The organism is Anabaena sp. UHCC 0204 (assembly GCF_009711975.1).
In the GTDB taxonomy this organism is placed as follows: Bacteria; Cyanobacteriota; Cyanobacteriia; order Cyanobacteriales; family Nostocaceae; genus Dolichospermum.
On the sequence record NZ_VIKW01000027.1, the window covers coordinates 40,382 to 63,662 of the forward strand.

Sequence of the window (23,281 nt, forward strand, 5' to 3'; positions counted from 1 at the left end):
TCTATTCTGCCAAATAATGCTTAATTTCAGCTTGGACGACTGCAAACTGTTCAACGGAAGCAGGTATCTGATCCCAATCAAAGTTATCAAGATGCTTGCTAATGGTATTGGCATAGTCTATCAATAATTGACACTGATGCTCTTGGCCCCAATTGTTGAGACGTTCAATAAATAGTTCTAAGTCGCGGATAGTTAAGGTTTTTCGTAATTTATTCCAGTTAGTGTTGGCCTCTTGAGAGATTTTGATGAACAAGTCTGACACCATGACTATCTCCTCTGGTTGGAAATAAGGTGTGAGATGATGGGGACTTGATTTTTCTGTGAGATTTTCTTGATTCTCTGTAACATAAGAATCCCATTTTAACACTTTTTTCAGTGCTGTTACTAACTCACGACGGGAAACTGGCTTACGGAGAAAACCTTGACATAATGCTTGTAGTTCTATTTTGTCACTTTGTTGAGGTGAAGCAGTTAGCACAATGATGGGTATATTTTGCAGTTGTTGATTATTTTTGAGAAATTGAGATGTTTCTCTACCATCCATTTTTGGCATTCGCAAATCTAGTAAAATCAGGTCAGGATTATATATTTGAGCGAGTTGAATAGCCTGATATCCGTCGTGGGCAAAAATAAGTTGATGGGATGTATCAGCAAAATAGCTGCCAATGAGGTCGAGATTTGATTGCACATCGTCAGCGACGAGGATAATTAATGAGGGAAATTGATCTAGATTTTCATCTTCTCGGATAGTTGATTTAGTAATTGTCAGAGGATTTGATATTGCTAATTGGGAAAAGCGTAATATAAATTTACTGCCTTTTCCCAGTTGACTTTGTAATTCAATTGTTCCTGCCATCATCTGCACTAGTCTTTGTGTAATTGTCAGTCCTAATCCTGTACCACCATACTTACGATTACTTTGACTATTGCTTTGAGTAAAAGCTCTAAAAATCTTTTCTTGATCACTAGGAGCAATACCAATTCCCGTATCTTCAACTGTAATTTCTAAACAGGTTGTTTCTCTATCATAAATGTTTTGATTGCATAGATTAACTATGATTTTCACATATCCTTGATCAGTAAATTTAATAGCATTACCAACAATATTGAGCAGAATTTGTCGGAGTCGCACTTCATCAATTTGGATAATTGTGGGGAGATGATGATCAATTTCGGTTTCTAATTTTATGCCTTTGCTATTAGCTGTTTGGGAAAAGACTATTTTAATATCTTGCAATAATAAACGCAAATCTACAGGTTCAAAGTGAATTTGTAGTTTACCAGCTTCGATTTTGGAAAGATCCAGAATATCGTTAATTAAGGCTAGTAAAATTTTACCACTGGATGAGATCGCTTCTATATATTCTTTAGCTGGATTATCGGTGATGGTAGAAGCTAATAGTTCAGTAAAGCCTAATACGGCATTCATGGGTGTACGAATTTCATGACTCATGTTAGCAAGAAACTCACCTTTGGCTTTATTTGCTGCTTCTGCTTCCTGTTTCGCATGAACGAGATCCGCATTTTGATTAGATAGTTCTTGACGACGGGTTTTTTCTTGTTCTAATAGTTGAGCTTGGACGATCGCTATCCCTAATTGAGCGGCTACTGCTTCCATCATTTCAACTTCTTCTTCTGTCCAATGCCGATAGCGATCGCACTGGTGCAAACCAATTAAACCATTGGGTTTCCCTTGATAAAAGGTAGCAACGGACAACATTGATTTTAAATTTATTTGCCGACAAATTGATTCAGCACTTTCTAATAATGGATCTGCATAAACATTATCAGAAGCGATCGCTGTTTCTTGTTTTAATAACTGTTCTATATGAGGATTGCCAATAGCTGGAATGGTGACGTGCAGTTTAAAGATAGATTCATAGTTACCAGATATATATTCTGCCACTAATGGCACATTTACCACTGGTTCAGTCATATAAGAGTGAATTAAACAACGATTCACCCCAAATGCTTGGCTAATTTGTTGTACTGCTGTTTGTAAAATTTCATCAGGGTTTAATGTTTCCCGGATTTGATCTGTCAAATTTTTTAATAGTAATGCTTTATTCAATTCTTTTTGCAAAGTTATATCTGCTTGAATTCGCTCGGTAATATCTTGGCAAGTTCCATATAATCGCACCACTTTGCTATCTCTAATTTCTGCATGACCAATGGCTTCTATGTAGTTGATTTTACTATCAAATAAAGGAATTCTGAGAACTAAATGATAAGATTCACCTAGTATCATTGCCCTTTGCCAGGCTGCGTGTAATTTTTGCCGATCATCAATATGATATATCTGCAAATTCTCCTCATAATTAGGTTCTGGCAATGCTAAATCACGGTTTAAAATCTGAAATAATTCTTCTGTCCAAGTCATTTTTTGAGTAATTAAATCAAAATCCCAACTACCTATCTTGGCTACTTTTTGGGCTTTTGCTAATAAACGTTGACTTTTTCGGAGTTCTATTTCCACCTGTTTGCTTTTAGTAATATCTCGGAGAATAATAGTAAGAATAACTTCATTACCTGTATTCCATTTAGATATGGAAGCATCAGCAGGAAATTCTGTTCCATCCTTACGTAAAGCAAACAAATCACGATTCCGATAACCCATGGGTCGAGCAACATCGGCACAAGAAATAAAACGTTGAATATGCTGACAATGGACAGTAACAAATCGTTTTGGTATGAGAACATCTAAAGATTTGCCAATAATTTCTGAAGCAGTAAAACCAAAAATTCTTGTTGCCCCCTGATTAAATAGGGTAATTTTCTGGGCTGTGTCTATGCAAATAATGGCATCGTCAGCTACATCTAAAATACCAGCTAATTTAGTCTGGGTTGCCTTTAACTCAGTTTCAACTTTTTTCCTTTCAACTAATTCCGCTAATAATTGGAAATTGGTATTTTCTAACAGTGTAGTTCTTTGGTTAATTTGGAGTTCTAACTCTTGATTATTTTGGCGGACTTTTTCTAAAAGAGTAGCTTGTTGAATAGCGATCGCTATATTAACTGACAATTGCTCTAGAAACCGGATCTCTGATGGTTGCCAATTCCAGGAACTTTGGGAATGATGAGTAATTAAAAATCCCCAGATTTGATGATTTACATAAATAGGAACAACTAAATTAGCTTTGATTTGAAACTTGTCTAGAGCATTGAGATCAAAGTCACTGAAGCCAGTATGATAAATATTAGCGATCGCTTTAGGCATCATCTTCGGCATTAAACTTTGCCCAATAGATTCCAGCCAACTTTGCTCAAAACACTCATCCCAAATTGTCTGATGTAGAATTGGTTGCTCTAATTCAGTAACAGCCTCAAACAAAACTTCACCACTCCAATTTGGCTCTAATCTGTAGATAATCACTCGATCTGCTGCCAATAACTGCCGAATTTCTTGCACCGCAGTATTAAGAATTGTTTCCAAGTCTTGGGATGCTCGGATACGCAGCACCATATCCAACAAAAGTTTTTCTTGTCTTGCTTGGGAAGTTAGTTCATTAGTGTTATTTTTGATATGGTAATTTAAATCATTATTCATAAAGCTGAGGAAATATATAGCAGAATTCAGAAATAAACAGGTTTTGGCGGAATGTCTGTACAAGAAAAAAGAACAGTAATAAGGCAGTTTTGGGCAATTTTACTTTTCTACACACATTTTGGTGATCTCCCCCACTTTTTCGCCAAGTATGAATTTTGACCAAAAAGTTATCATTATTATAGTTTATTCAAGATAAATAGGACTTACGCAAAAGGCGTTGCTGATTAAGAGTATGATTTTGTTATGCCTACGGCACGCTGCGCGAACACGCAGAGGCGCTCCAGTCACAGAGAGGAAGTAGGGGTAATTCATGAATTACCCCTACGCAAGAATAAGGTTTTGAGTTCAATCTTGCGTAAGTCTTAATAAAAACTCTAGAAAAACATCCCCTAATTACTAGAACCTCATTTTTAATGATATGCCGCAATTAACATCAAAACAATGGATTTTAATTCAACAAAAAATAACTCCATATTTATTTTTATTACCCGCCTTAATTATTTTAACCTTAACTGTTTTTTGGCCAGCCATACAAGCCTTTTATCTCAGTTTTACTAACTATGAAAGTATCGGAGATCCTCCCCAATGGATTGGCTTAAAAAACTTTCTGCGTTTATGGAAAGATCAGGTTTTTTGGCAAACTCTAGAAAACACATTCCTTTATCTTGTGGGCGTTGTCCCAATTTTAGTATTTTTACCCTTAGTTTTAGCAATTTTAGTCAATCAAAAACTGCGGGGTATGAATTGGTTTAGAACAGCATACTATACCCCTGTCGTAATTTCTATGGTAGTAGCAGGAATAGCCTGGAAATGGTTATATGCAGAAAATGGATTACTCAACCAAATCCTCAAAACTTTAGGGATTTTTCCCGAAGGCATACCTTGGCTAACAAGTCCAGATAAAGTATTAGGAATTATCCCCATTTCTTTAGCCAGTATTATGGCTGTAACGATTTGGAAAGGCTTAGGCTACTACATGGTTATTTATTTAGCGGGATTACAATCCATTCCTGCTGACATCTACGAAGCAGCAGCTATTGATGGTTCAGACAATATTCGTAAACATTGGGATATTACCATTCCCTTAATGAAACCTTATTTAGCTTTAGTAGCTGTAATTTCCGCAATTGCTGCTACTAAAGTTTTTGATGAAGTTTATATCATGACTCAAGGCGGACCACTCAACAGTTCTAAAACCATAGTTTATTATTTATATGAACAAGCATTCAGTAATTTAGAAATTAGCTATGCTTGTACAATTGGTTTGGTACTATTTCTCATCATTTTAGGATTATCAATCTTGCGATTAGTTGTAAATCAGCAAGATGGTAATTGGTGATTTGTCAGTTGTCAGTTGTCAGTTGTCAGTTGTTAAGAAGTTTTTCCTGCTCCCCTGCTCCCCTGCTATAATTGGTCATCTTACAACTGAAACGAAGCAGTTAAAGCCACTGCTAAAGCATCCGCAGCATCATCTGGCTTGGGAATTTCATCTAAATCCAACTCCCGCATTACCGCTTCTTGTACTTCTGCTTTATCCGCCTTACCATAGTTTGTTAAAGCTTGTTTGATTTGGGGAGGGGCAAACTCCACATAAGGAAGCTTACGCTGTCCTAGAACTAACATCAGTACACCCCTGGCTTGGGCAACAACAATAGTATTGGCCATCCGATAGAAAAATAATTTTTCAATTGCCACCAAATCCGGCTGCAACTCCTCCATCACTGTGTGTAAATCGTCAAATAAAGTACACAGTCGTTGAGTCATTTCCATATTGGCAGAAGTGCGAATTACCCCAAAATCTACCATCTGCACCGTTGTCTCTTGTCCTTTAGTTTGACTTTGTTGCCAATTAATCGCCCCAAATCCGATAGTTGCCAATCCTGGATCTATTCCTAAAATGCGTTTTTTCATGAAATTCTCTGTAAAATAACCGGGTAAAAGGCAACAGGCAAAAATAAAGATAAATATGCTTTTAATTCCCGAAATTATAAAGGAATTAATAATTCTTATAGTTTCTCCTCTAGTCTTGAAAGCCAGTGATGTAAAGTTTCTGTTAGATATTGTTTGTACCAACGTTCCCTATTAGGTATGTTCATCGGTTTTCTGAAACAAGCCATTCATTCGCTACAACTACAGTCGCACAGTCGTACTTCTCATCGGGTTAACCAATGGTTCAAATGGTTATCCCCTGGGTTGTTTGTGAAACGCTGGTTGTTTATAACTGTTGGGGGTGTTGTGTTGGCCAGTTTGGGTTTAGCTATTTGGGTGAAGCTAACTCCAATTTTCTGGATGATAGAGTTACTTAGAGGTCTTCTCGGATTCTTCGCCAATATTTTACCCAACTATATCAGCGGTCCCTTACTCCTGCTCTGTGGTGTCCTATTAGTGCTGTGGGGGCAATCCCGCACTGTCGGTTCAATTACCGAAGTGTTAAGACCAGGAGTTAATGAGGAGGATTTGATAGATGTTCTCTTAACCCATCGTCGTTTATACCGGGGACCAAAAATCGTGGTCATTGGTGGTGGGACTGGACTTTCAACTTTACTCAGAGGCTTAAAAACCTACAGTGCTAATATTACCGCTATTGTCACCGTAGCAGATGATGGTGGTTCTTCTGGCAGACTGCGCGAAGAATTTGGCGTTTTACCACCTGGAGATATCCGCAACTGTTTAGCAGCACTAGCAGATGAAGAAAAATTACTGACAGAATTATTTCAATATCGCTTTCGGGCGGGGGATGGTTTAACAGGTCACAGTTTTGGTAATTTGTTTTTAACTGCCATGACTGATATTACTGGCGATTTGGAACAGGCTGTTGCTGCTAGTTCTAAGGTATTGGCAGTGAGAGGACAGGTTTTACCCGCTACGCTTAGTGATGTCCGTCTCTGGGCAGAATTGACAGATGGCCGCCGCATTGAGGGTGAGTCTAATATTCCTAAAGCTGGGGGAAAAATTGTCAAAATTGGCTGCATTCCTGAAAATCCCCCTGCATTGCCCGCAGCTATTAAGGCAATTAAAGAAGCTGATTACATTATTATTGGTCCAGGTAGTCTTTACACTAGCTTAATTCCTAATTTGTTAGTTCAAGAAATTGCTGATGCGATCGCTGCGGTCAGTGTACCCCGCATTTATATCTGCAATATCATGACTCAACCAGGAGAAACTGATGGATATAGTGTTGCTGAACATATTCAAGCCATAGATCATGCTTGTGGTGACAGAAGGTTATTTGATGCCGTATTAGTTCATAAAAAAACACCCTCAGCCCAAGCCCTGATCCGTTATGCTCAACAAAATGCCCATCCAGTTTTCTTGGATAGAGAAGCTGTTACCCAATTAGGACGGCGATTAGTTCCTGCTAATATTTTATATGAAGATGATAATGGTGCTGTTCGCCATGATCCGCAAAAACTAGCTAAGGTTTTATTAAAATGGTACAGTGGGGCGCATCACGGAAAGTAAGAATAATTGACAATTGACAATTGATAATTGACAACTAACAACTGACCAATGACTAAAATTTTCCTTCCAGACATAGAAGCAACACAGCAATTAGGAGTTACCCTTGGGGAAACTTTGGCTGCTGGTAGTGTGATTTTACTAGAAGGTGATTTAGGGGCTGGTAAAACTACCTTGGTGCAAGGCATTGGTAAAGGTTTGGGGATAATTGACTCTATTGTTAGTCCTACTTTTACTCTCATTAATGAGTATACAGAAGGACGTATCCCCCTTTATCACTTGGATTTATACCGCTTAGAACCTCAAGAAGTTACAGGTTTGAATTTAGAAAGTTACTGGGAAGGGATAGAAGTAGCACCAGGAATTGTTGCTATTGAATGGGCCCAACGAATGCCATATTTACCAGATAGTTATTTAAAGATATGTTTAAACTATGGTGAAGATGGCGATCGCCAAGCCGAAATTACCGCTGTAACAACGAACAATTGACAATTGATAATTGATAATTGACAACTGACTACGATTTTGAAAAAGTTAAAGCTTGTCCGCGAATTTGGGTATTTAGCTGTCCTTGATCATAAACAATTTCACCGCCGACAATTGTTGTCACAGGCCAACCTGTTAAATTCCAACCTTCAAAGGAACTCCAACCGCACTTACTTAAAACTTCTTCCCGTTTAACTTCACGGTAATTTTTTAAATCTACCAAGACTAAATCAGCATCATAACCAGGAGTAATTTCTCCCTTGTTAGCAATACCATAAGCTACAGCTACTGCCTTAGACATCCATTGCACAACTTGGGCAACAGTACATTTTCCATCCATAGCAGCGGTTAACATTAAAGGTAAAGAAGTTTCTACACCGGGCATTCCGGAAGGAGTGTTCGGGTAAGTTTGGGCTTTTTCTGCTAAGGTGTGGGGGGCGTGGTCAGTAGCAATAAAATCAATGATACCATCACGTAAAGCTTGCCAGAGAACTTCATTATCATGGGGCGATCGCAATGGTGGATTCATCTGTGCTAAAGTACCAATTGTTTCATACGCACTAGTATTCAAAAGTAAATGCTGTGGTGTCACCTCCGCTGTCACCCAACTAGGTTTATCCTGACGCAGCAACTCCGCTTCCTCTGCCGTTGACATATGTAAAATATGTAACCGTCTTTGATATTTTTTAGAAAGCTTTAATGCCAATTGGGTGGCTAACAATGCAGCTTGGTTATCTTGAATTTGGGAATGAATAGCAATATCTTCAATACCCGCAAACTCCTGTTTTCGTTGATTAATTCTGGCTTGGTCTTCTGCATGAACAGCAATTAAACGGTTTCCCTGAGCAAAAATCGCCTCTAATGCCTCTTCCTGGTTCACCAACAACTGTCCGTGCATTGACCCCATAAAAATCTTAATTCCCGGTGTGGGCTGGGCGGAAAGTAAATCTGGTAAATTATCGGCCGTAGCTCCAATAAAAAAGCCATAATTAACTAAACACTTATTGGCAGCCCGTTGTAACTTGTCATCTAAAGCTGACTGGCTAATGGTTAAAGGTCTTGTATTGGGCATTTCTAGAAAGGAAGTGACTCCACCCTTAGCACAGGCACAACTAGCCGTAAACAGGTCTTCCTTATGTTCTAGACCAGGTTCACGGAAATGTACTTGGGGGTCAATGACACCAGGCAACAAAGTTAATCCTTGCGCGTCAATTTCTTGAGTAACTCCAGCAGAATCAATTTCACTGCCAACTTTGACTATTTGGCCATTAGATGTTAATACATCCCCAACCATTAACTCACCATTAGGTAAAATAATTTCAGCATGGCGAATCAGTAAACTTTGTGGAGTTGACATGGATTTAAAAGTTGTAAGTATAAAGGAACTCTTGATGGTTGATAGATAAATTCTGCATCAAGGTAAACTTAAATTGCACAAAAAAATCATCAATTTTGGTTTTGTGTTAAAAAAGGGTTATGGTCAAGCAAACCAAGAACTCTCGTGTTTAATGATATCAAGTCTTTTTGTTTAAGTCTAAACTAGTACAACAGGGTGGAATTAAAAATTAATAATTAAAAATTTACAAAGCAGACTACACAAGCCTTTTACAAATTTTTAATGGTTGGTTGACTGACTCCGTTGCGTACTAATCTCTTACAATTACTTCAGTAATTTCATGCAAAATCAAGTGTCTGATAACAACTCTAGCCAACAACCCGATAATTCCTGGTTCATAGAGCTAGGTAAAACCATTATTTTGAGCGTCTTCCTGGCTTTTGGAATTCGGACTTTCGTAGCTGAAGCCCGTTGGATTCCTACCGGTTCTATGGAACCAACCCTCCATGGTACACAAAACCAGTGGGAAGCAGATAAGATTATTGTTGATAAGTTAAAGTATAAATTTGCTAACCCACAACGGGGAGATATAGTTGTATTTTCACCTACAGAGCAGTTACGAAAAGAACAATACAACGAAGCCTTTATTAAGCGGATTGTTGGTTTACCCGGCGAGAAAATAGAACTTAAAGAGGGTAAAGTTTACATCAATAATCAACCACTAGCAGAGGACAAATATGTTTCCTCTCCTGAAAGCACCTTAGTTAATGTTTGTACCTCCGGTCCCCAGCCTCCTTTTCTAGCTCAAGCAGAAACCATTCCGCCAAATTCATATTTGGTATTAGGCGACAATCGTGGCAGCAGTTATGATGGACGCTGCTGGGGTGTTGTTCCCCGCAATAATATTATTGGTCGGGCTGTAGTTCGTTTCTGGCCACTTAATAAAGTTGGCGCTCTTGATAAATCCCCTGTCCACCCACCTGTACAGCCATGAATTCATGGCATATTTAGCAAAAATTTTGCTCTATCCAATTAAGTCATTGGATGGTGTAGAAGTGGAAAAGTCCACTATTCTTTCCAGCAGCGCACTTAGGCATGATCGTGAGTTTGCATTTGTTGACGCACAAAATAGATTTGTGAACGGTAAGCGTTATCCGCAAATCCTGATGTTACGTTCAGAGTTTTTCCTAGAACAAAGGTTGGTAAAGCTGAAGTTTCCTGGGAAAAATTCAGAACAGGTTTTTCATTTAGATGAAGAACACTCAGCAATAGCCGCAACTGTCAGCGATTTTTTGGGTTTTCCTGTGCAATTACAGCAAAATACCGCTATGGGTTTTCCTGATGATACAGATTCACCAGGAGCAACCATCATTAGTACAGCGACTTTAACAGAAGTTGCGTCCTGGTTCTCTGGTATCAGTGTTGATGAAATGCGGCGGCGAATTCGTGCCAATCTGGAAATAGATGGCGTTCCCGCTTTTTGGGAAGATAGGTTATTTGCTGCTGGTAGTGAACCAGTAGCCTTCACTGTGGGAGACGTGAAGTTTTTGGGAATCAACCCATGTCAACGTTGTGTAGTTCCTACAAGGGATTCTTATTCAGGGGAAGTTTATCCAAATTTTCAGAAAATATTTGGGCAAAAACGCCAAGCAACTATGCCAATATGGGTAAATACAGCCCAATTTAATCACTTTTATAGATTGGGTATAAATACGAGAGTTCCCGTTACAGAAGCGGGAAAAATGATTACACTAGGCAGTAAGATTGAAATTTAACAATAGGACTCCTATTTGATTTTTGAATAAAACTCCGTATACCTTGATTTATTGTTCCCTGTTCCCTGTTCCCTGTTCCCTGTTCCCTGTTCCCTGTTCCCTAGCTCTACGAGTAAATTTAGAAACCAAACCGGATTCCTATATAAAAAATTAGTAACAAAAAAAATCTAAATTTTCCTGATGACAGGCTGCAATTTCCAGTGGAATAAACGCATAATGGAAATGTGACTGATTTATTCGCCCCTTTACAATCCCTAAAACAAGGTAACTGGTTCAAGTTGATTTGCGGAGCTAGTTACCAACATCTTCCTGCGGTCAGAAGTTTAACATTAGCCTACACCTTGGCTGGTGCTGACTGTATAGATGTAGCAGCCGATTCGGCAGTTATTGCCGCTACTCAAGAAGCTTTACTAGTAGCCCAAAGTTTGGCTAAGGAAGCCCAAGAGCGAGGCTTTGCCTTTACAGGTGATTTGCCTTTATTAATGGTCAGCCTCAATGATGGAGAAGATTCCCATTTTAGAAAAGCTGAGTTTAATGCTCACGACTGTCCTAGTGATTGTCCTAGACCATGTGAGAAAATTTGTCCAGCCCAAGCAATTTTATTTAACAATACCAAAGATGATATTTCCGGAGTAATTTCTGAAAAATGTTATGGCTGTGGCCGTTGCTTGCCCATCTGTCCCTATGGGATAATTTATACAAAATCTTATGTGTCAAAGCCGGGAGCGATCGCTCTCTCCACAGGTATCGCATCAACGGGAATAGATGCCGTAGAAATTCATACTCAAATAGGGCGGTTGCCAGAATTTCAACAGTTATGGCAGGCAATTACACCTTGGGCAGATAAATTAAAGTTAGTAGCCATTAGTTGTAACGATGGTGAAGGACTAATTGATTACCTCAAAGCAATTTATGATTTGATTGTCCCCCGTCCACAGTTTTTAATTTGGCAAACTGATGGCCGTTCTATGAGTGGTGATATTGGTGATGGTACTACTATCGCCACAGTGAAATTAGGACAAAAAGTTTTGGCAGCAAATCTACCGGGATATGTGCAGTTAGCAGGCGGCACTAATAGTTACACCATCCCTAAATTGAAGGGGATGGGACTTCTCCAAGAGGCAGGGGAGCAGGGGAGCAGGGGAGCAGAGGGGAAAGAGTCCCCAGCTTTTATCTCCGGGGTTGCCTATGGTAGCTACGCCCGTGTATTGCTGTCACCCATTCTTGACCAGTTGGAAAATAAGGAGGTGATTAACACTGATAGTAAAAACAACATCCGCTTGGAAACAGAACCGGAATTACTCTGGGAAGCTGTAAAACTTGCCCATTCTCTCGTTTCCCAGATTAAATCTCAGCGGTAACGCTAATCGCGCCAACCTTATCTCTAAAAACGTCAGTCACCCATAGAAAGCATGACGATTACAGAAGATCTCCAAAAGTTGTTAGACATTTTGCCCCAAGACCTCCAACAAAAACTAGAGAATCATCCTAAACGAGATAATTTAGTTGAAGTGGTATTGGATTTAGGCCGTCGTCCAGAAGCTCGGTTTCCCCATGCAGCGGAGTATTTGAGCGAAACACCTGTTACTCAAGCCCAGATAGATGATTGCATTCAACGAGTTGGAAATTTTGGGGGGGATAATCGGGCCGGAATTGAGCAAACTTTGCATCGGATTAGTGCTATCCGCAACCGTAGTGGTAAGATTATTGGCTTAACTTGTCGTGTCGGCAGGGCGGTATTCGGAACTATTGGCATGATCCGCGATTTGGTGGAAACTGGTAAATCAATTCTCATGCTAGGTCGTCCTGGTGTTGGTAAAACCACGGCTTTAAGGGAAATTGCCCGTGTGTTAGCGGATGACTTAAATAAGCGAGTGGTAATTATTGACACATCTAACGAAATAGCTGGAGATGGTGATGTTGCTCACCCAGCCATTGGTCGTGCTAGACGGATGCAAGTTTCTAAACCAGAATTACAACATCAAGTCATGATTGAGGCTGTGGAAAACCATATGCCAGAAGTCATAGTCATTGATGAAATTGGGACAGAACTGGAAGCTTTAGCGGCTCGTACCATTGCCGAAAGGGGGGTGCAATTGGTAGGAACTGCTCATGGTAATCAGATTGAAAACCTGATTAAAAATCCCACTCTGTCTGATTTGGTAGGTGGTATTCAGGCTGTGACGCTAGGAGATGATGAAGCTAGACGACGTGGTTCGCAAAAGACGGTTTTAGAACGCAAAGCTCCACCGACTTTTGAGATTGCTGTGGAAATGCTGGAACGGCAACGCTGGGTAGTTCATGAATGTGTAGCGGATACGGTTGATACTTTGTTACGGGGTCGTCAAGCTAATCCACAAACTAGGACGGTTGATGAAAACGGCAAAGTTGGTATTGTTAGACAGTTGGCTGTGGTCAATGGTGGCAATGGACATCTTGCTAATGTGGAAGAATCGTTTTTAGCTGCTAAACCTAATGGTTGGCGTTCTTCTGGACAAATGGTGGCTTTACCGCCTTTGTCTTTAGATCGGGAAAGACCAACTGGACGCAGTGAATTTGACCGGTTGTTAGATGAATCTTTCAATTACTCAGAAAGTATTGATTTTACCAGCCGCAAACAAGCAGGACCAAATGGGGAAGATTTACCATTGCACATTTACCCCTATGGGGTGAGTCGTCACCAACTGGAACAGGTGATTAATGTGTTAAGTTTGCCTGTGATCTTGACAAAAGACTTAGATAGTGCTGATGCTATTTTGGCTTTGCGATCGCACGTCAAGAACCACGCTAAGTTAAGACAGATGGCTAAAGCCCGTCATGTACCTATTCATGTGATCAAGTCTAGTACAATCCCTCAAATTACTCGCAGTCTCCGCCGATTACTGAATATTGATGATCCAGAACTTGGCGACGACCGCGAATTACAACTGTTATTACACAACGGTAGTGATGATGAAATGGACGCTTTGGAGGAAGCTCGACTTGCTGTAGAGCAAATTGTGATCCCTAAAGGTCAGCCTGTGGAGTTACTACCCCGTTCTTCCCAAGTGCGAAAAATGCAGCATGAGTTGGTGGAACATTATCGTCTCAAATCCGATAGTTTTGGCGAAGAACCCAATCGCCGATTAAGAATTTACCCGGCGTAAGTTCTTGATGAATTTCCTCTGAAAGGATTGTTTTTAAATCTTTTCAGGGGATTTTTTTATTGTTTTTGAGTAAAAATTATAGCGTTGTTGTAAAAAATCTACATAGGGCTTGCTGATAGCTGAAGCTATAAAATTTGTCTGTGAGGGTAGGGAACAGCGAACAGATAAGAGGTTTTAGGCGATTTTACTTTTCGTTATATATGTTGGTTTTTTTCCGTTCACCTACTTACACCTTATCCCTAGCTGGTGGCACAATACCAAACTTATTTAATCCTGTATCAATATCTCTCAATAACTTAAAATCATCCTCCGGTAAAGGATAACTATTACTACTAACTAAACCCCTAATTGGCTGTTTTTCTAAAAACGAAAATGCTTGGCGAAATTGTTTTGGTTCGGCTTTAATTGGGGCATCGAAATGACAGGGAATAATCCATTGAAAATCCCAACTGGCAACTTTATCAGCCCAATTTATTGTTTCGCCCGGTGCGCGATTTAAAATCAAACTTTGTAAAATTGGGGCAACAAATAAACGCCCATTTCCTTGCAAAATATCAAAGGAACGTTGCCAATTTTCTTGCCATTGGAAGGGAAAAAACCCAAAATAAGCTTTTCTAGAACGTTCTGGGGCTTTCTGGGCATCTGTAAATATATCTTTCCATGAGGGTACATTTAATACACTCGGTTGAAAATACAAGGCAAATAATGTTACCCGTTGCCATCCTTTACGGCGGTTTGCTTGGGTATCTGCAACGATGTTAGAGGCTTTGTCTTTGGCGTGGTACAGCAAGGGGTAGGGGTCAAGTTGAACGATCGCTGGTGGGTCTGCTGGTACTGAAACTATGGTATCTGTAAGTAAGAGAGTATGCGATCGCTTGTGGAAAAAAGCCACCTCTGCAAACTTACCCAAACCTAAATCAATAGATCCCAGGATTGCATAATCAAAATCCTCAGCAAAAGGGGCTTCCTGGCTATTCTCAGGCAATATCCGAGTGCGTTTACCTGGTAAACCCAACCAACTCAAAGGCAGATTTAGCGGAAAACTCCATTGTTCAGGGGCAACAAATATCTGTGCATTGGGAAAGCATCGCGCAAAGGGACCAACAAATACTTTATGTTCTATTCCCGATATTGTTGGCAAAATAATATACTTAATATCACCGTGTTCTGCTACCAACTCATTTACCAAACGAACACATTCTCCAGTCGGTGCGACAGGTGCATAAACCAGCAAACCGCCTTTTTCTAACTTAATCACAGTCATGCGAATTGGCACAATTACATAGAAAATTCCCTGTAATTGATCAAAAGTCCAGATTGTATCTTTAAGAACTTCTTTACGGATAGTGCGACGTTTACCATAAGGGTAAATTGGCACAACAGGCCAAAACCGCCATAAAAAATCTTGGGGATGAATTTCTCCTATGTCTTCACTTTCCACCACTCTGCGAACCTCCCCCAATACCGGATACTCAGATTTTTGTTTGCTTTGCCAATTTTTGAAGTTTAGCAAATTATGGGGATGATCAACATAAGATTCTTGATTTCTTAGAGAAATTGAGGATCTGAGTATGAGAGATTATCGTAAATTAGCTTATTATAAAGATAAAGCAGATGGAGAACTGCTATGACTATAACTACTGCTAAATGGACTATTGAAGACTATCATCAAATAATTGCTACTGGCATCTTAACAGAGCGAAAAGTTGAATTAATTAATGGAGAAATATTAGAAATGCCTCCAGAGGGAGAATATCATGCTTACTGTAGTGATGAAGCGGGAGAATATCTAATTTATTTACTTGGAGACAAGGCAAAAGTTCGCCAAGCTAAACCAATTACCATACCCCAAACTAGTTCAGAACCAGAACCAGATATTGCTATTGTTCAACGGTTAGGAATAGATTATCAGAAACATCATCCTTATCCTGAAAATATATTTTGGGTAATTGAATATTCTAATTCTAGTTTAACTAAAGATTTGGAAGTTAAAACTAAAGTTTATGCAGCCGCAGGTATTCCTGAATATTGGGTAATTAATTTACAGACTATGGAATTAATTATATTTCGAGTTCTGATTGATACGGTTTATCAATCTAAAACCATTTTACAACATGGTGAAATTCGTTCTTTAGCTTTTCCTGATCTTGCTATTTCTGTGAAGAGATTATTGGGAATTTAGTTTATTTCATATCCCAGCTTGAGTTAATACTTCACTTAAATCAGCAACTAAATCTAAATTTTCTGCCCATTCCGTTAAATAACTATAATCTAAATTTTCTGCTTGTAACTTAATTATCCCCAAAACATCACGCCATTGTTTTTCTGATTTACTTCCCTTTCCCCAGCGCAGTTTTTGTAAAATAATATCTTCTGCTGAAGCTATCCAAAAAACAGGAATTCCATCTACATTAATTAATATTCTCCGATTCATTTGTGATATACTATAAGGTGAATTATCCGTGATATATATATCAGCATTCGCAATAGTTTCTGTATGGGTAATATTTAACATATTTCCACAGTCACGTTGCAAATCTTCTACCGCACTTGCTGGACAATAATATCCAGATGCTTCTAAATTTTTTACCAGCAAATCTATTTGATTTGGTTTAACTTCTATCACCAAATCTAAATCACGAGTAGAACGTGGTTCTCCATGAATAGAACTAGCAACACCTCGATTAACATAGTAATCAATATTAATTGATTCAAAAAGTTGATGCAGTTCTCCTGCTAAAGAAATTGAATCTTGAATCCACATATTTTCATTAATACCTTTTGGTTGAAAATCAGGAGTAAATTTTTCTCCTAATACAGCACGGATAAATAGATCACGAATTTCTTGTATACTTAAATTCCGATGTCGAGATTTAATTCCTATCAGACATAGTTTTTTAACTCCTCGTTCATGGCTAATGAATCTTGCTATGCGTTGTTTTAATGATAATTGTCGCCATTTTTGAAAGAAATAAATATCAGCGTTTATATCTGTGTCTGGGCTTTGAGGTTGATAAGTAAATTTGGGAATTTTTGGGAAAAACAAGTTTGATTTTTTCAACATATACCTAATATAAATTGAAAGGAGATAAAAATAATGACATCAGGATATTTAGCAATTGTTAAAGATGGGAAAATAGAATTACTCGATTCTGTATCTATTCCAGAAGGAACAAAAGTATTTATTATTCCGATTCTACCAGAAGACAATAATACAGAAGAAAGAGAAAATTGGGAAAGTTTTTCTTTAAATAACTTAAATCAATGTTATGTAGAAAATGAACCAGAATATATATTAGAATCAATTAAAGAATATAACCCTAATTATGAAAGTAATATTATATTAACTCCTATTCCTCAAGCAAATGGAGAAATTAAAAATGTATGAACGAATGCTATAGCTGAATACTTATAAGTTTGATTTTTCTAGCATATTTTAGAATTCAATATCATATCATACTAAATGAGAATTTAAGTTTAGATATCCCACTTGAATTTAAACGTTCTGTAATAATATTTACTACCTCAGTATAAGACATATTATCTTTTGTTCCGAATGGAATATCTGTTTTCCACTTTCCATTTAAAGTTACACTGATTTTAGAAGGTTTTAAAGTAGTTCTAGCAGAAACATAATACTTCTCTATGTAACCTTCATCTGGATTAAGTTCTACTTTGATAAAGTCTGATAAATATTCTTCTAGTAATAACCATAATACTTTATCTACTTTGACATTCAAATAAACTGCTTCATAAGGAAAGTGATCTAAACTATTTTTTTGATTTATTAAACCTTTATTACCATATATAATCTGAGAATAATGACCTGGTTTTCTTAAATCACCATACAAAAAAGGTTTAACATATATTGTCATAGTTCTATCTGAGTTATTGTCAACATAATTATTATCAGTTGGTATTCTTTCCAAATACTTGTTAACTTGATAGGAATTTATATCAATTCCTCGTTCTGTTAATAAATTTTGCAGGTATATTTTCTTAGCAGCGAGGTTAACGAGTCGAGAAGATAAGTTATTATTATTTTCTAGTTTAGGTTTTGATTCTATTGGTAATGTTTGGAATTTCTTTTGATTTATCTCTTCATTAAATAATAACTTAACTAAATCTATTTTATATGGATTTAGTCTTTTTAATGCTTGATTGCAAACTATTTCATATTCTGAATTATCTCTATCAGAGTATAGACAAATTCCAGCATCATTAAGTTTACAAGTATCTTTCAAGATATTCAGAGTATTTTCATTCATTACTCTAATATCTATTCCTGCTATTTGCATCAAATCGTAACAATCGTAACTTTGAATTTTTTGTAAAACTTCTCTATGAATCATAGAAACTTCTATTGCAAAACCATTAACTAAGAGTCTTCTCGTTAAAAATGTCCCGTATTTTTCATACTGTTTATTAGCTGGATTAAGAATCCAATTGCTTGTATAGTTAATACGCTTTTTGAAGACATTTCTTAAAAATGTGAATAATACTTTTAGTTTGTCAATTTTAAACTCTTCTAAATTTATACAAATATGTATTACACTCAAAGGTAAAACTGATTTTTGAATCCTTCTATCACTACTAAAAGATTGACATTTTGCCATAAAATTAAGATCATCTTTTCGTGGTGGTTCTACACCCAAAATAAAACTATATGGTGCAATAACAGCTAAAGTTTCTCGTAAAAGTGTTTCTGTAGGACGTAGTTTTTTAGTTTTAACTATTGTTCCATTTAATTGTGGATTATACTGTTCAATGCGTTGCTGTTCAATTGCGTCAAGTTGAGTTTCATGAACAAACTCATAATAAATAGTAAAAACCTTTTTTCTTTGCTTTTCTAACTGATAGATTCGATGGTGACTTTTTCCAGCCCAACGACTACGTAATTTTTTTGCTAGTCCTATATACCAAATAATTGATTGATCATCAATAACATAGTATATTCCTGATTTTTCAGGTAGTTGTTCTCTGCTTTTTAGAGGTAGATTAGGCAATTTTGAAATAAATTCGTCCTTATTCATGTTTATTTCGAGTTTTATATTCTTAGAAATTTCACTTTGTTTGAAAAATATTCTGCACCATTTTTTTCTCCACCCTATCAGCAGCATGATCCAATTCTGCAACTTCACCATTACTCAAAAACCAACCCAAAGCGCCAATATTTTCTTGTGATTGTTCCAAACTTTTAGCCCCAGGAATGGGAATTGTGCCTTTACTAATACACCAATTAATAGCCACTTGAGACATAGTTTTATTTCGTGTATTTGCTATTTCTCGCAAACAGCCTAAAAGCGGCTTCATTCCTGGTAATAACTGCTTACATAAAAATCCGCGAATGCCTTTAGGAAAAGTACCATTTTCCGAAAACTTCCCCGTTAATAAACCCAATCCTAAAGGACTATAAGCAATTAATGTAATTCCCAAATCATCACAAACATCTTTTAAACCTAATTCCGTCACCGGATAAGTAGATAAAAGTGAATATTGCACTTGCAAAGTTTTAATAGGTATGCCTCTTTCCTGAAATCTTTTATGCACCCATAAAAGTCTTTTAGTTCCATAATTAGATAAACCTACACCTTTAACTAAACCTTGCTCATATAAATCTGCTAAACCATCTAATAAACCCACTTCTTGCCAAGGTGCATAATTAGCTGTAGACCAGTGCATTTGCACCAAATCAACATTTTTGTCTAATCTTTTTGCAGAGGCATTACAAGCTGATATAATTGAGTTTCTAGTCCATCTCCAAGGATAAGCAGCTAACTTAGTAGCAATGCAAATATTCTCTTGATTTAAACCTTGATATGCTTGGGTAAATCTTCCTAAAAGTAACTCACTGCGTCCCTTTAATTTACCTGTACCGTAGGAATCACCCGTATCAAATAATGTAATCCCATTGCTGACACAGAGGTTAAATACCTCTTGTAACTGGTTATCCATACTTTCATCATATCCCCAGAGCAGTTGGTTTCCCCAAGCCCAAGTTCCGCAACCCATGAGAGGTAGATTGAGTGTGTGGTTAGTTTGCATAGTTAAGAAGTTTTATTAATTACCTATTTAACCGTTAAAAGCGATATTCGACAAATGAACTCAGATATTAGAAATATTCACGAATGGTTATTCCTCCCCACCTTACTAAGATTTGAGGGTGAGGACTTCCGCAACTCGTTGAGTTTTCGAGTTATTATTTTTGCTTTTGTTCTTCTAAATTTGGTGTAGGCAGATATTTCATTTCCCAAACTTTAAGTAAAATTAAATATTCGTAAAATGCTTGCAAAGTACACCAAGTAAATCCAGCCTTACCATCTAAACATCCACCCAGAAAAAAATACATATAGATAAAGCGTATTAGTGGTCTAGCAGGTAAACGCAAAGATAAATCTTTGAGAGCGCGTCTTCGTTCTACCTCGGATTTACCGAAAAATAAATTTCTATAGTTAATTTCACCACTTGTTAACTGAGATAATGTTTCTCTAGCTTCATCTGTAGAATAACGGTTATGTTTTTCAATCCAGCGGCTTAATCCCTTACCAGAAGTGTAATGAGGATAAGTTTCTTTCAAAAAGCTGGTAGCACCATTACAAACTTCTCGTTCTGTATGGCCATAGTCTGTAAACCAAACTTTTCCATGACGGAAAAGACGTAATTGGTAGCGGGGATACTGGGTACTGTAACGAATCCAACGATTCATAAACATCACCCTTTCAGCGACATAGTAAGCGATGTATTCTGGATTTTGAGAGGCTTTTTCACATTCAGCAAATAGTTCTGGTGTCATGCGTTCATCAGCTTCGAGTATATACACCCATTCATGTTTAGGTGGTATGGACTCTAACATCCAAGTTCGTTGTTTTCCATGACTTTCAAAACGATGTTGGAAGACTCGCACAGGATAACGATTAGCGATTTCTATGGTGCGATCGCTACTGCAAGAATCCACGACAATGATATCATCAGATAACAGTGCCGATTCTATACAAGCTGCAATATCTAGCTCTTCATTATAAGTCAGTATGTAAACTGAAAACATTCTGTTGGGATGATGATTTAGTTAAATTTATAATCACTATTCGATTGCGGTTCATCAATAAAAATGGCAGGAAGGATGAGGATTAATAATACCTTCTGACTGCCATATTCAAGACTGAATCTAACGTGATGACTTCCGTTTAGAACTACCTTGCAAAACACCCATACCTTTTAATCCTGTCCAACCAATAACGATATAACCAATGGACAACAATAAACTACTAATACCAATTCGCAATTCCTTAACAGCATCCTCCTGAGTTTTTTTCAACCGTTGTTCTTTTTGAGTCCGAATTTGCGTGGTTCTTTGGACTGCTAGTTGTTGAGGGTCTGTTTGCTGGGCGATAAAGTCATCAAGGGCTTTCGGATTTGCTTTATACTTCTTGAGTAAATCCTTCTGCGCGGCAGGTAGCTGGGGATTGTTAAGTGCTTGATTATACTTAACATCGTCTCTGACTAATTCATTAAGTTGAGTAGATAATTGCTCTTTTAATGCAGTCCGTTGTTTTTCTACAGCCGCTTTTACCTCATTATTGCCTAATTGAGTTTGAATTTGTGCTAATTGAGCAGTTACCTGATTTTCTAACTGTCCAGATTCTTCGTTAATACGTGCTAGTGCCTGTACCTTTACTTGATTAACGTTATTCAAATGTAAAGGGAAAATAAGCAAGAATATTAGCCCTAACAGACTGGAAATGATAAAAGTTGGTAATTTCAGACTCAAAGGTGATGAACGGCCACTTTCATCAAAACTATCAACCCAGTATGCAGTCAGTATTATTCCTATCCCCACCATGGGGACAATCCCCCGCTCAACAAGATTTCTAAACAGGTTGATTTGCCAAAGTTTATCTGTGGGTTGAAAAGGAAATAATAAAAATAGAAAATCTAGACCAAAGGACAATATACAAATTATCCCCACTAATTTGAGTGAAAGGGATATATTGGAGGAAGATGCACGGTTAACCATATTTTTTCACATTGTTAATACAACAGATTAATTACCATATTCAAAGTTACTTTCATCAATTTCTCAGCAAAATCAATTAGATTGAGAGTTACTTAGTAAAACTTAATACTAGTCTGTCTGATAAAACTTGAACTTCCCATTATATTACAGTATATTTTCTAATACACAATACACTCAGGAAATAGGTAATAATTCTATCACTCACCAATCAAAAAACTAGAATTTTTGCCGCCATTTTGTCACCTGCTCGGCTAATTCCCCATCTATCCAGCAGTCAAACTGGGGATACACTGGTAAGCGTGATACTAAATTCCACCCCCCAGACTCTAAAATTATTCTCAGTTCCTGCTCCTGTAAATGAGGATAATCAGGATTTACCTCATCCTTGGGACTTATTCCCCCTAAATCCCTTGCGCCTGCATCTATACAAGCAAGTAACCAATTTTCGTCTTTAATTAAATTAGGGGGAATCTGAATTGTAATGTCTGCTGGTAAAATTTCCCGCGCTTTGGTGATGACTGTCGGTAGTTGATGAGGGTTGAATGGTGGTGCATTCAAGGTTTGCACTGTTCCGGGGCTGTGGGGTTGGAGAATCACCTCCTGAATGTGATGGTAACGCCTATGGGACTCGGAAATAGCGGCTAAAGTTTCCCAGCAATCATCCTCAGTTTCGCCTATTCCTAAAAGTAGCCCGGTAGTAAAGGGAATTTTTAACTCTCCTGCCCATTGTAATTGTTGCGATCGCACTTGGGGCAATTTACTCGGCGCATGACGATGGACTGTATTTAATAATTGTGGTGTTAACTGTTCCAACATCAAACCCATAGACACATTAACATTTTTGAGTTTTTGCATTTCAGCAAAGCTCAATGGTCCAGCATTGGTATGGGGTAAAAATCCCATCTCTAATGCCAATGCACACAAATCATAAATTCGTTGTAACCAATCCTCACGCCTTGCTGAATGGGGATGTACTTCACCACTCAGAATTAATATCTCACAGACATTTTGATCTTTGAGTTGTAACAAAATTTCTTCAGCTTCCCCAAGACTTAACCAGGGACTTAAACCCGGTTCTGTGCGGAAATTACAATAAGAACAGCGGTTAAAACATTCATAAGTAGGAACGATAGTGTAAGCAGGACTGTAAGTAACAATATTTTGACTAGATAGAGACATATGTAGGGGCGCAGGGCCTGCGCCCAAAAACTGTAGGTAACATAACAATATTTTGGCTAGATAGAGACATATGTAGTAGCCTGCGCCCAAAAACTGTAGGTAACATAACAATATTTTGGCTAGATAGAGATATATATAGTAGCTTGCGCCCAAAAATTCAGGAGTTCACAAAAAGATTAATGCTTGAAAAGCATACTACGTCTAGTTTATAGCTCTAAAAATAACTTATTCGGCAAGATTTATTAAAAAATATTACAAAACCCCTTTACAAATCGAAACATAAAGCTTAATATAAATTCATGAGGTAGAAACACCTACCAAAACATACATAACTCAAAC

Annotated in this window: 19 protein-coding genes; 9 read left to right on the forward strand and 10 right to left on the reverse strand. The window is 37.7% G+C overall.

The window, feature by feature from the left end; genetic code table 11:
• Nucleotide 1: 1 nt before the first annotated feature.
• The gene (locus FJR04_RS19520; RefSeq protein WP_168497835.1) at nucleotides 2–3,547 is read right to left on the reverse strand and encodes a GAF domain-containing protein; all 3,546 of its coding nucleotides are present in this window, start codon (nucleotides 3,545–3,547) and stop codon (nucleotides 2–4) included.
• A 418-nt stretch (nucleotides 3,548–3,965) separates the two neighbouring features.
• Between FJR04_RS19520 and FJR04_RS19525 the strand changes: the two genes are divergently transcribed.
• Nucleotides 3,966–4,886 (forward strand): carbohydrate ABC transporter permease, encoded by a 921-nt coding sequence (locus tag FJR04_RS19525; protein WP_168497837.1) that lies wholly within the window; start codon nucleotides 3,966–3,968, stop codon nucleotides 4,884–4,886.
• Between the two features lie 80 nt (nucleotides 4,887–4,966).
• On the opposite strand, the gene ruvC is transcribed toward FJR04_RS19525, so the two are convergent.
• The gene (ruvC, locus tag FJR04_RS19530; RefSeq protein ID WP_168497839.1) at nucleotides 4,967–5,458 is read right to left on the reverse strand and encodes a crossover junction endodeoxyribonuclease RuvC; all 492 of its coding nucleotides are present in this window, start codon (nucleotides 5,456–5,458) and stop codon (nucleotides 4,967–4,969) included.
• 177 nt (nucleotides 5,459–5,635) lie between these two features.
• Between ruvC and yvcK the strand changes: the two genes are divergently transcribed.
• A complete protein-coding gene (gene yvcK, locus FJR04_RS19535; RefSeq protein ID WP_168497842.1) occupies nucleotides 5,636–7,009 on the forward strand; it encodes a gluconeogenesis factor YvcK family protein in 1,374 nt (457 codons plus the stop codon).
• Nucleotides 7,010–7,057: 48 nt separating this feature from the next.
• A complete protein-coding gene (gene tsaE / locus FJR04_RS19540; RefSeq protein ID WP_168497844.1) occupies nucleotides 7,058–7,495 on the forward strand; it encodes a tRNA (adenosine(37)-N6)-threonylcarbamoyltransferase complex ATPase subunit type 1 TsaE in 438 nt (145 codons plus the stop codon).
• 28 nt (nucleotides 7,496–7,523) lie between these two features.
• Here the strand turns inward: tsaE and FJR04_RS19545 are convergent, their stop codons facing one another.
• Nucleotides 7,524–8,849 (reverse strand): dihydroorotase, encoded by a 1,326-nt coding sequence (locus tag FJR04_RS19545; protein ID WP_168497846.1) that lies wholly within the window; start codon nucleotides 8,847–8,849, stop codon nucleotides 7,524–7,526.
• A 319-nt stretch (nucleotides 8,850–9,168) separates the two neighbouring features.
• Between FJR04_RS19545 and lepB the strand changes: the two genes are divergently transcribed.
• The 4 genes from lepB (at nucleotide 9,169) to FJR04_RS19565 (ending at nucleotide 13,749) form a co-directional block, all read left to right on the forward strand.
• Nucleotides 9,169–9,822 carry a signal peptidase I gene (gene lepB, locus FJR04_RS19550; protein ID WP_168497848.1) on the forward strand — a complete coding sequence of 218 codons (654 nt, stop codon included), beginning with the start codon at nucleotides 9,169–9,171 and terminating at the stop codon, nucleotides 9,820–9,822.
• Nucleotides 9,823–9,826: 4 nt separating this feature from the next.
• A complete protein-coding gene (locus tag FJR04_RS19555) occupies nucleotides 9,827–10,603 on the forward strand; it encodes an MOSC domain-containing protein (RefSeq protein ID WP_168497850.1) in 777 nt (258 codons plus the stop codon).
• Between the two features lie 224 nt (nucleotides 10,604–10,827).
• A complete protein-coding gene (ldpA, locus tag FJR04_RS19560; protein WP_168497852.1) occupies nucleotides 10,828–11,964 on the forward strand; it encodes a circadian clock protein LdpA in 1,137 nt (378 codons plus the stop codon).
• Between the two features lie 51 nt (nucleotides 11,965–12,015).
• Complete coding sequence (locus FJR04_RS19565; protein ID WP_168497854.1) at nucleotides 12,016–13,749, forward strand: R3H domain-containing nucleic acid-binding protein; 1,734 nt, start codon at nucleotides 12,016–12,018, stop codon at nucleotides 13,747–13,749.
• Between the two features lie 226 nt (nucleotides 13,750–13,975).
• On the opposite strand, the gene FJR04_RS19570 is transcribed toward FJR04_RS19565, so the two are convergent.
• Nucleotides 13,976–15,193: a DUF4336 domain-containing protein gene (locus tag FJR04_RS19570; RefSeq protein ID WP_168497856.1), complete on the reverse strand. Its 1,218-nt coding sequence runs from the start codon at nucleotides 15,191–15,193 to the stop codon at nucleotides 13,976–13,978.
• 183 nt (nucleotides 15,194–15,376) lie between these two features.
• Here FJR04_RS19570 and FJR04_RS19575 point away from each other — a divergent pair, with 183 nt between their 5' ends.
• On the forward strand, nucleotides 15,377–15,931 hold the full coding sequence (locus FJR04_RS19575) for a Uma2 family endonuclease (RefSeq protein ID WP_168497859.1): 555 nt from the start codon (nucleotides 15,377–15,379) through the stop codon (nucleotides 15,929–15,931).
• 6 nt (nucleotides 15,932–15,937) lie between these two features.
• On the opposite strand, the gene FJR04_RS19580 is transcribed toward FJR04_RS19575, so the two are convergent.
• On the reverse strand, nucleotides 15,938–16,813 hold the full coding sequence (locus FJR04_RS19580; RefSeq protein WP_168497861.1) for a hypothetical protein: 876 nt from the start codon (nucleotides 16,811–16,813) through the stop codon (nucleotides 15,938–15,940).
• A 33-nt stretch (nucleotides 16,814–16,846) separates the two neighbouring features.
• Here FJR04_RS19580 and FJR04_RS19585 point away from each other — a divergent pair, with 33 nt between their 5' ends.
• Entirely contained in the window at nucleotides 16,847–17,137 is a 291-nt protein-coding gene (locus FJR04_RS19585; protein ID WP_168497863.1) for a glycosyl hydrolase family 31, read from the forward strand.
• 61 nt (nucleotides 17,138–17,198) lie between these two features.
• On the opposite strand, the gene FJR04_RS19590 is transcribed toward FJR04_RS19585, so the two are convergent.
• The 5 genes from FJR04_RS19590 to cofG form a co-directional block, all read right to left on the reverse strand.
• Entirely contained in the window at nucleotides 17,199–18,782 is a 1,584-nt protein-coding gene (locus FJR04_RS19590) for a GIY-YIG nuclease family protein (RefSeq protein ID WP_168497865.1), read from the reverse strand.
• A 31-nt stretch (nucleotides 18,783–18,813) separates the two neighbouring features.
• On the reverse strand, nucleotides 18,814–19,794 hold the full coding sequence (locus tag FJR04_RS19595) for an aldo/keto reductase (protein WP_168497867.1): 981 nt from the start codon (nucleotides 19,792–19,794) through the stop codon (nucleotides 18,814–18,816).
• Between the two features lie 154 nt (nucleotides 19,795–19,948).
• Nucleotides 19,949–20,794 (reverse strand): glycosyltransferase family 2 protein, encoded by an 846-nt coding sequence (locus FJR04_RS19600; RefSeq protein ID WP_168497869.1) that lies wholly within the window; start codon nucleotides 20,792–20,794, stop codon nucleotides 19,949–19,951.
• Nucleotides 20,795–20,914: 120 nt separating this feature from the next.
• Nucleotides 20,915–21,763, reverse strand: a complete 849-nt coding sequence (locus FJR04_RS19605) for an HpsJ family protein (RefSeq protein ID WP_168497871.1) — start codon at nucleotides 21,761–21,763, stop codon at nucleotides 20,915–20,917.
• A 216-nt stretch (nucleotides 21,764–21,979) separates the two neighbouring features.
• A complete protein-coding gene (gene cofG, locus FJR04_RS19610) occupies nucleotides 21,980–22,942 on the reverse strand; it encodes a 7,8-didemethyl-8-hydroxy-5-deazariboflavin synthase subunit CofG (protein WP_168497873.1) in 963 nt (320 codons plus the stop codon).
• Nucleotides 22,943–23,281: the final 339 nt, after the last annotated feature.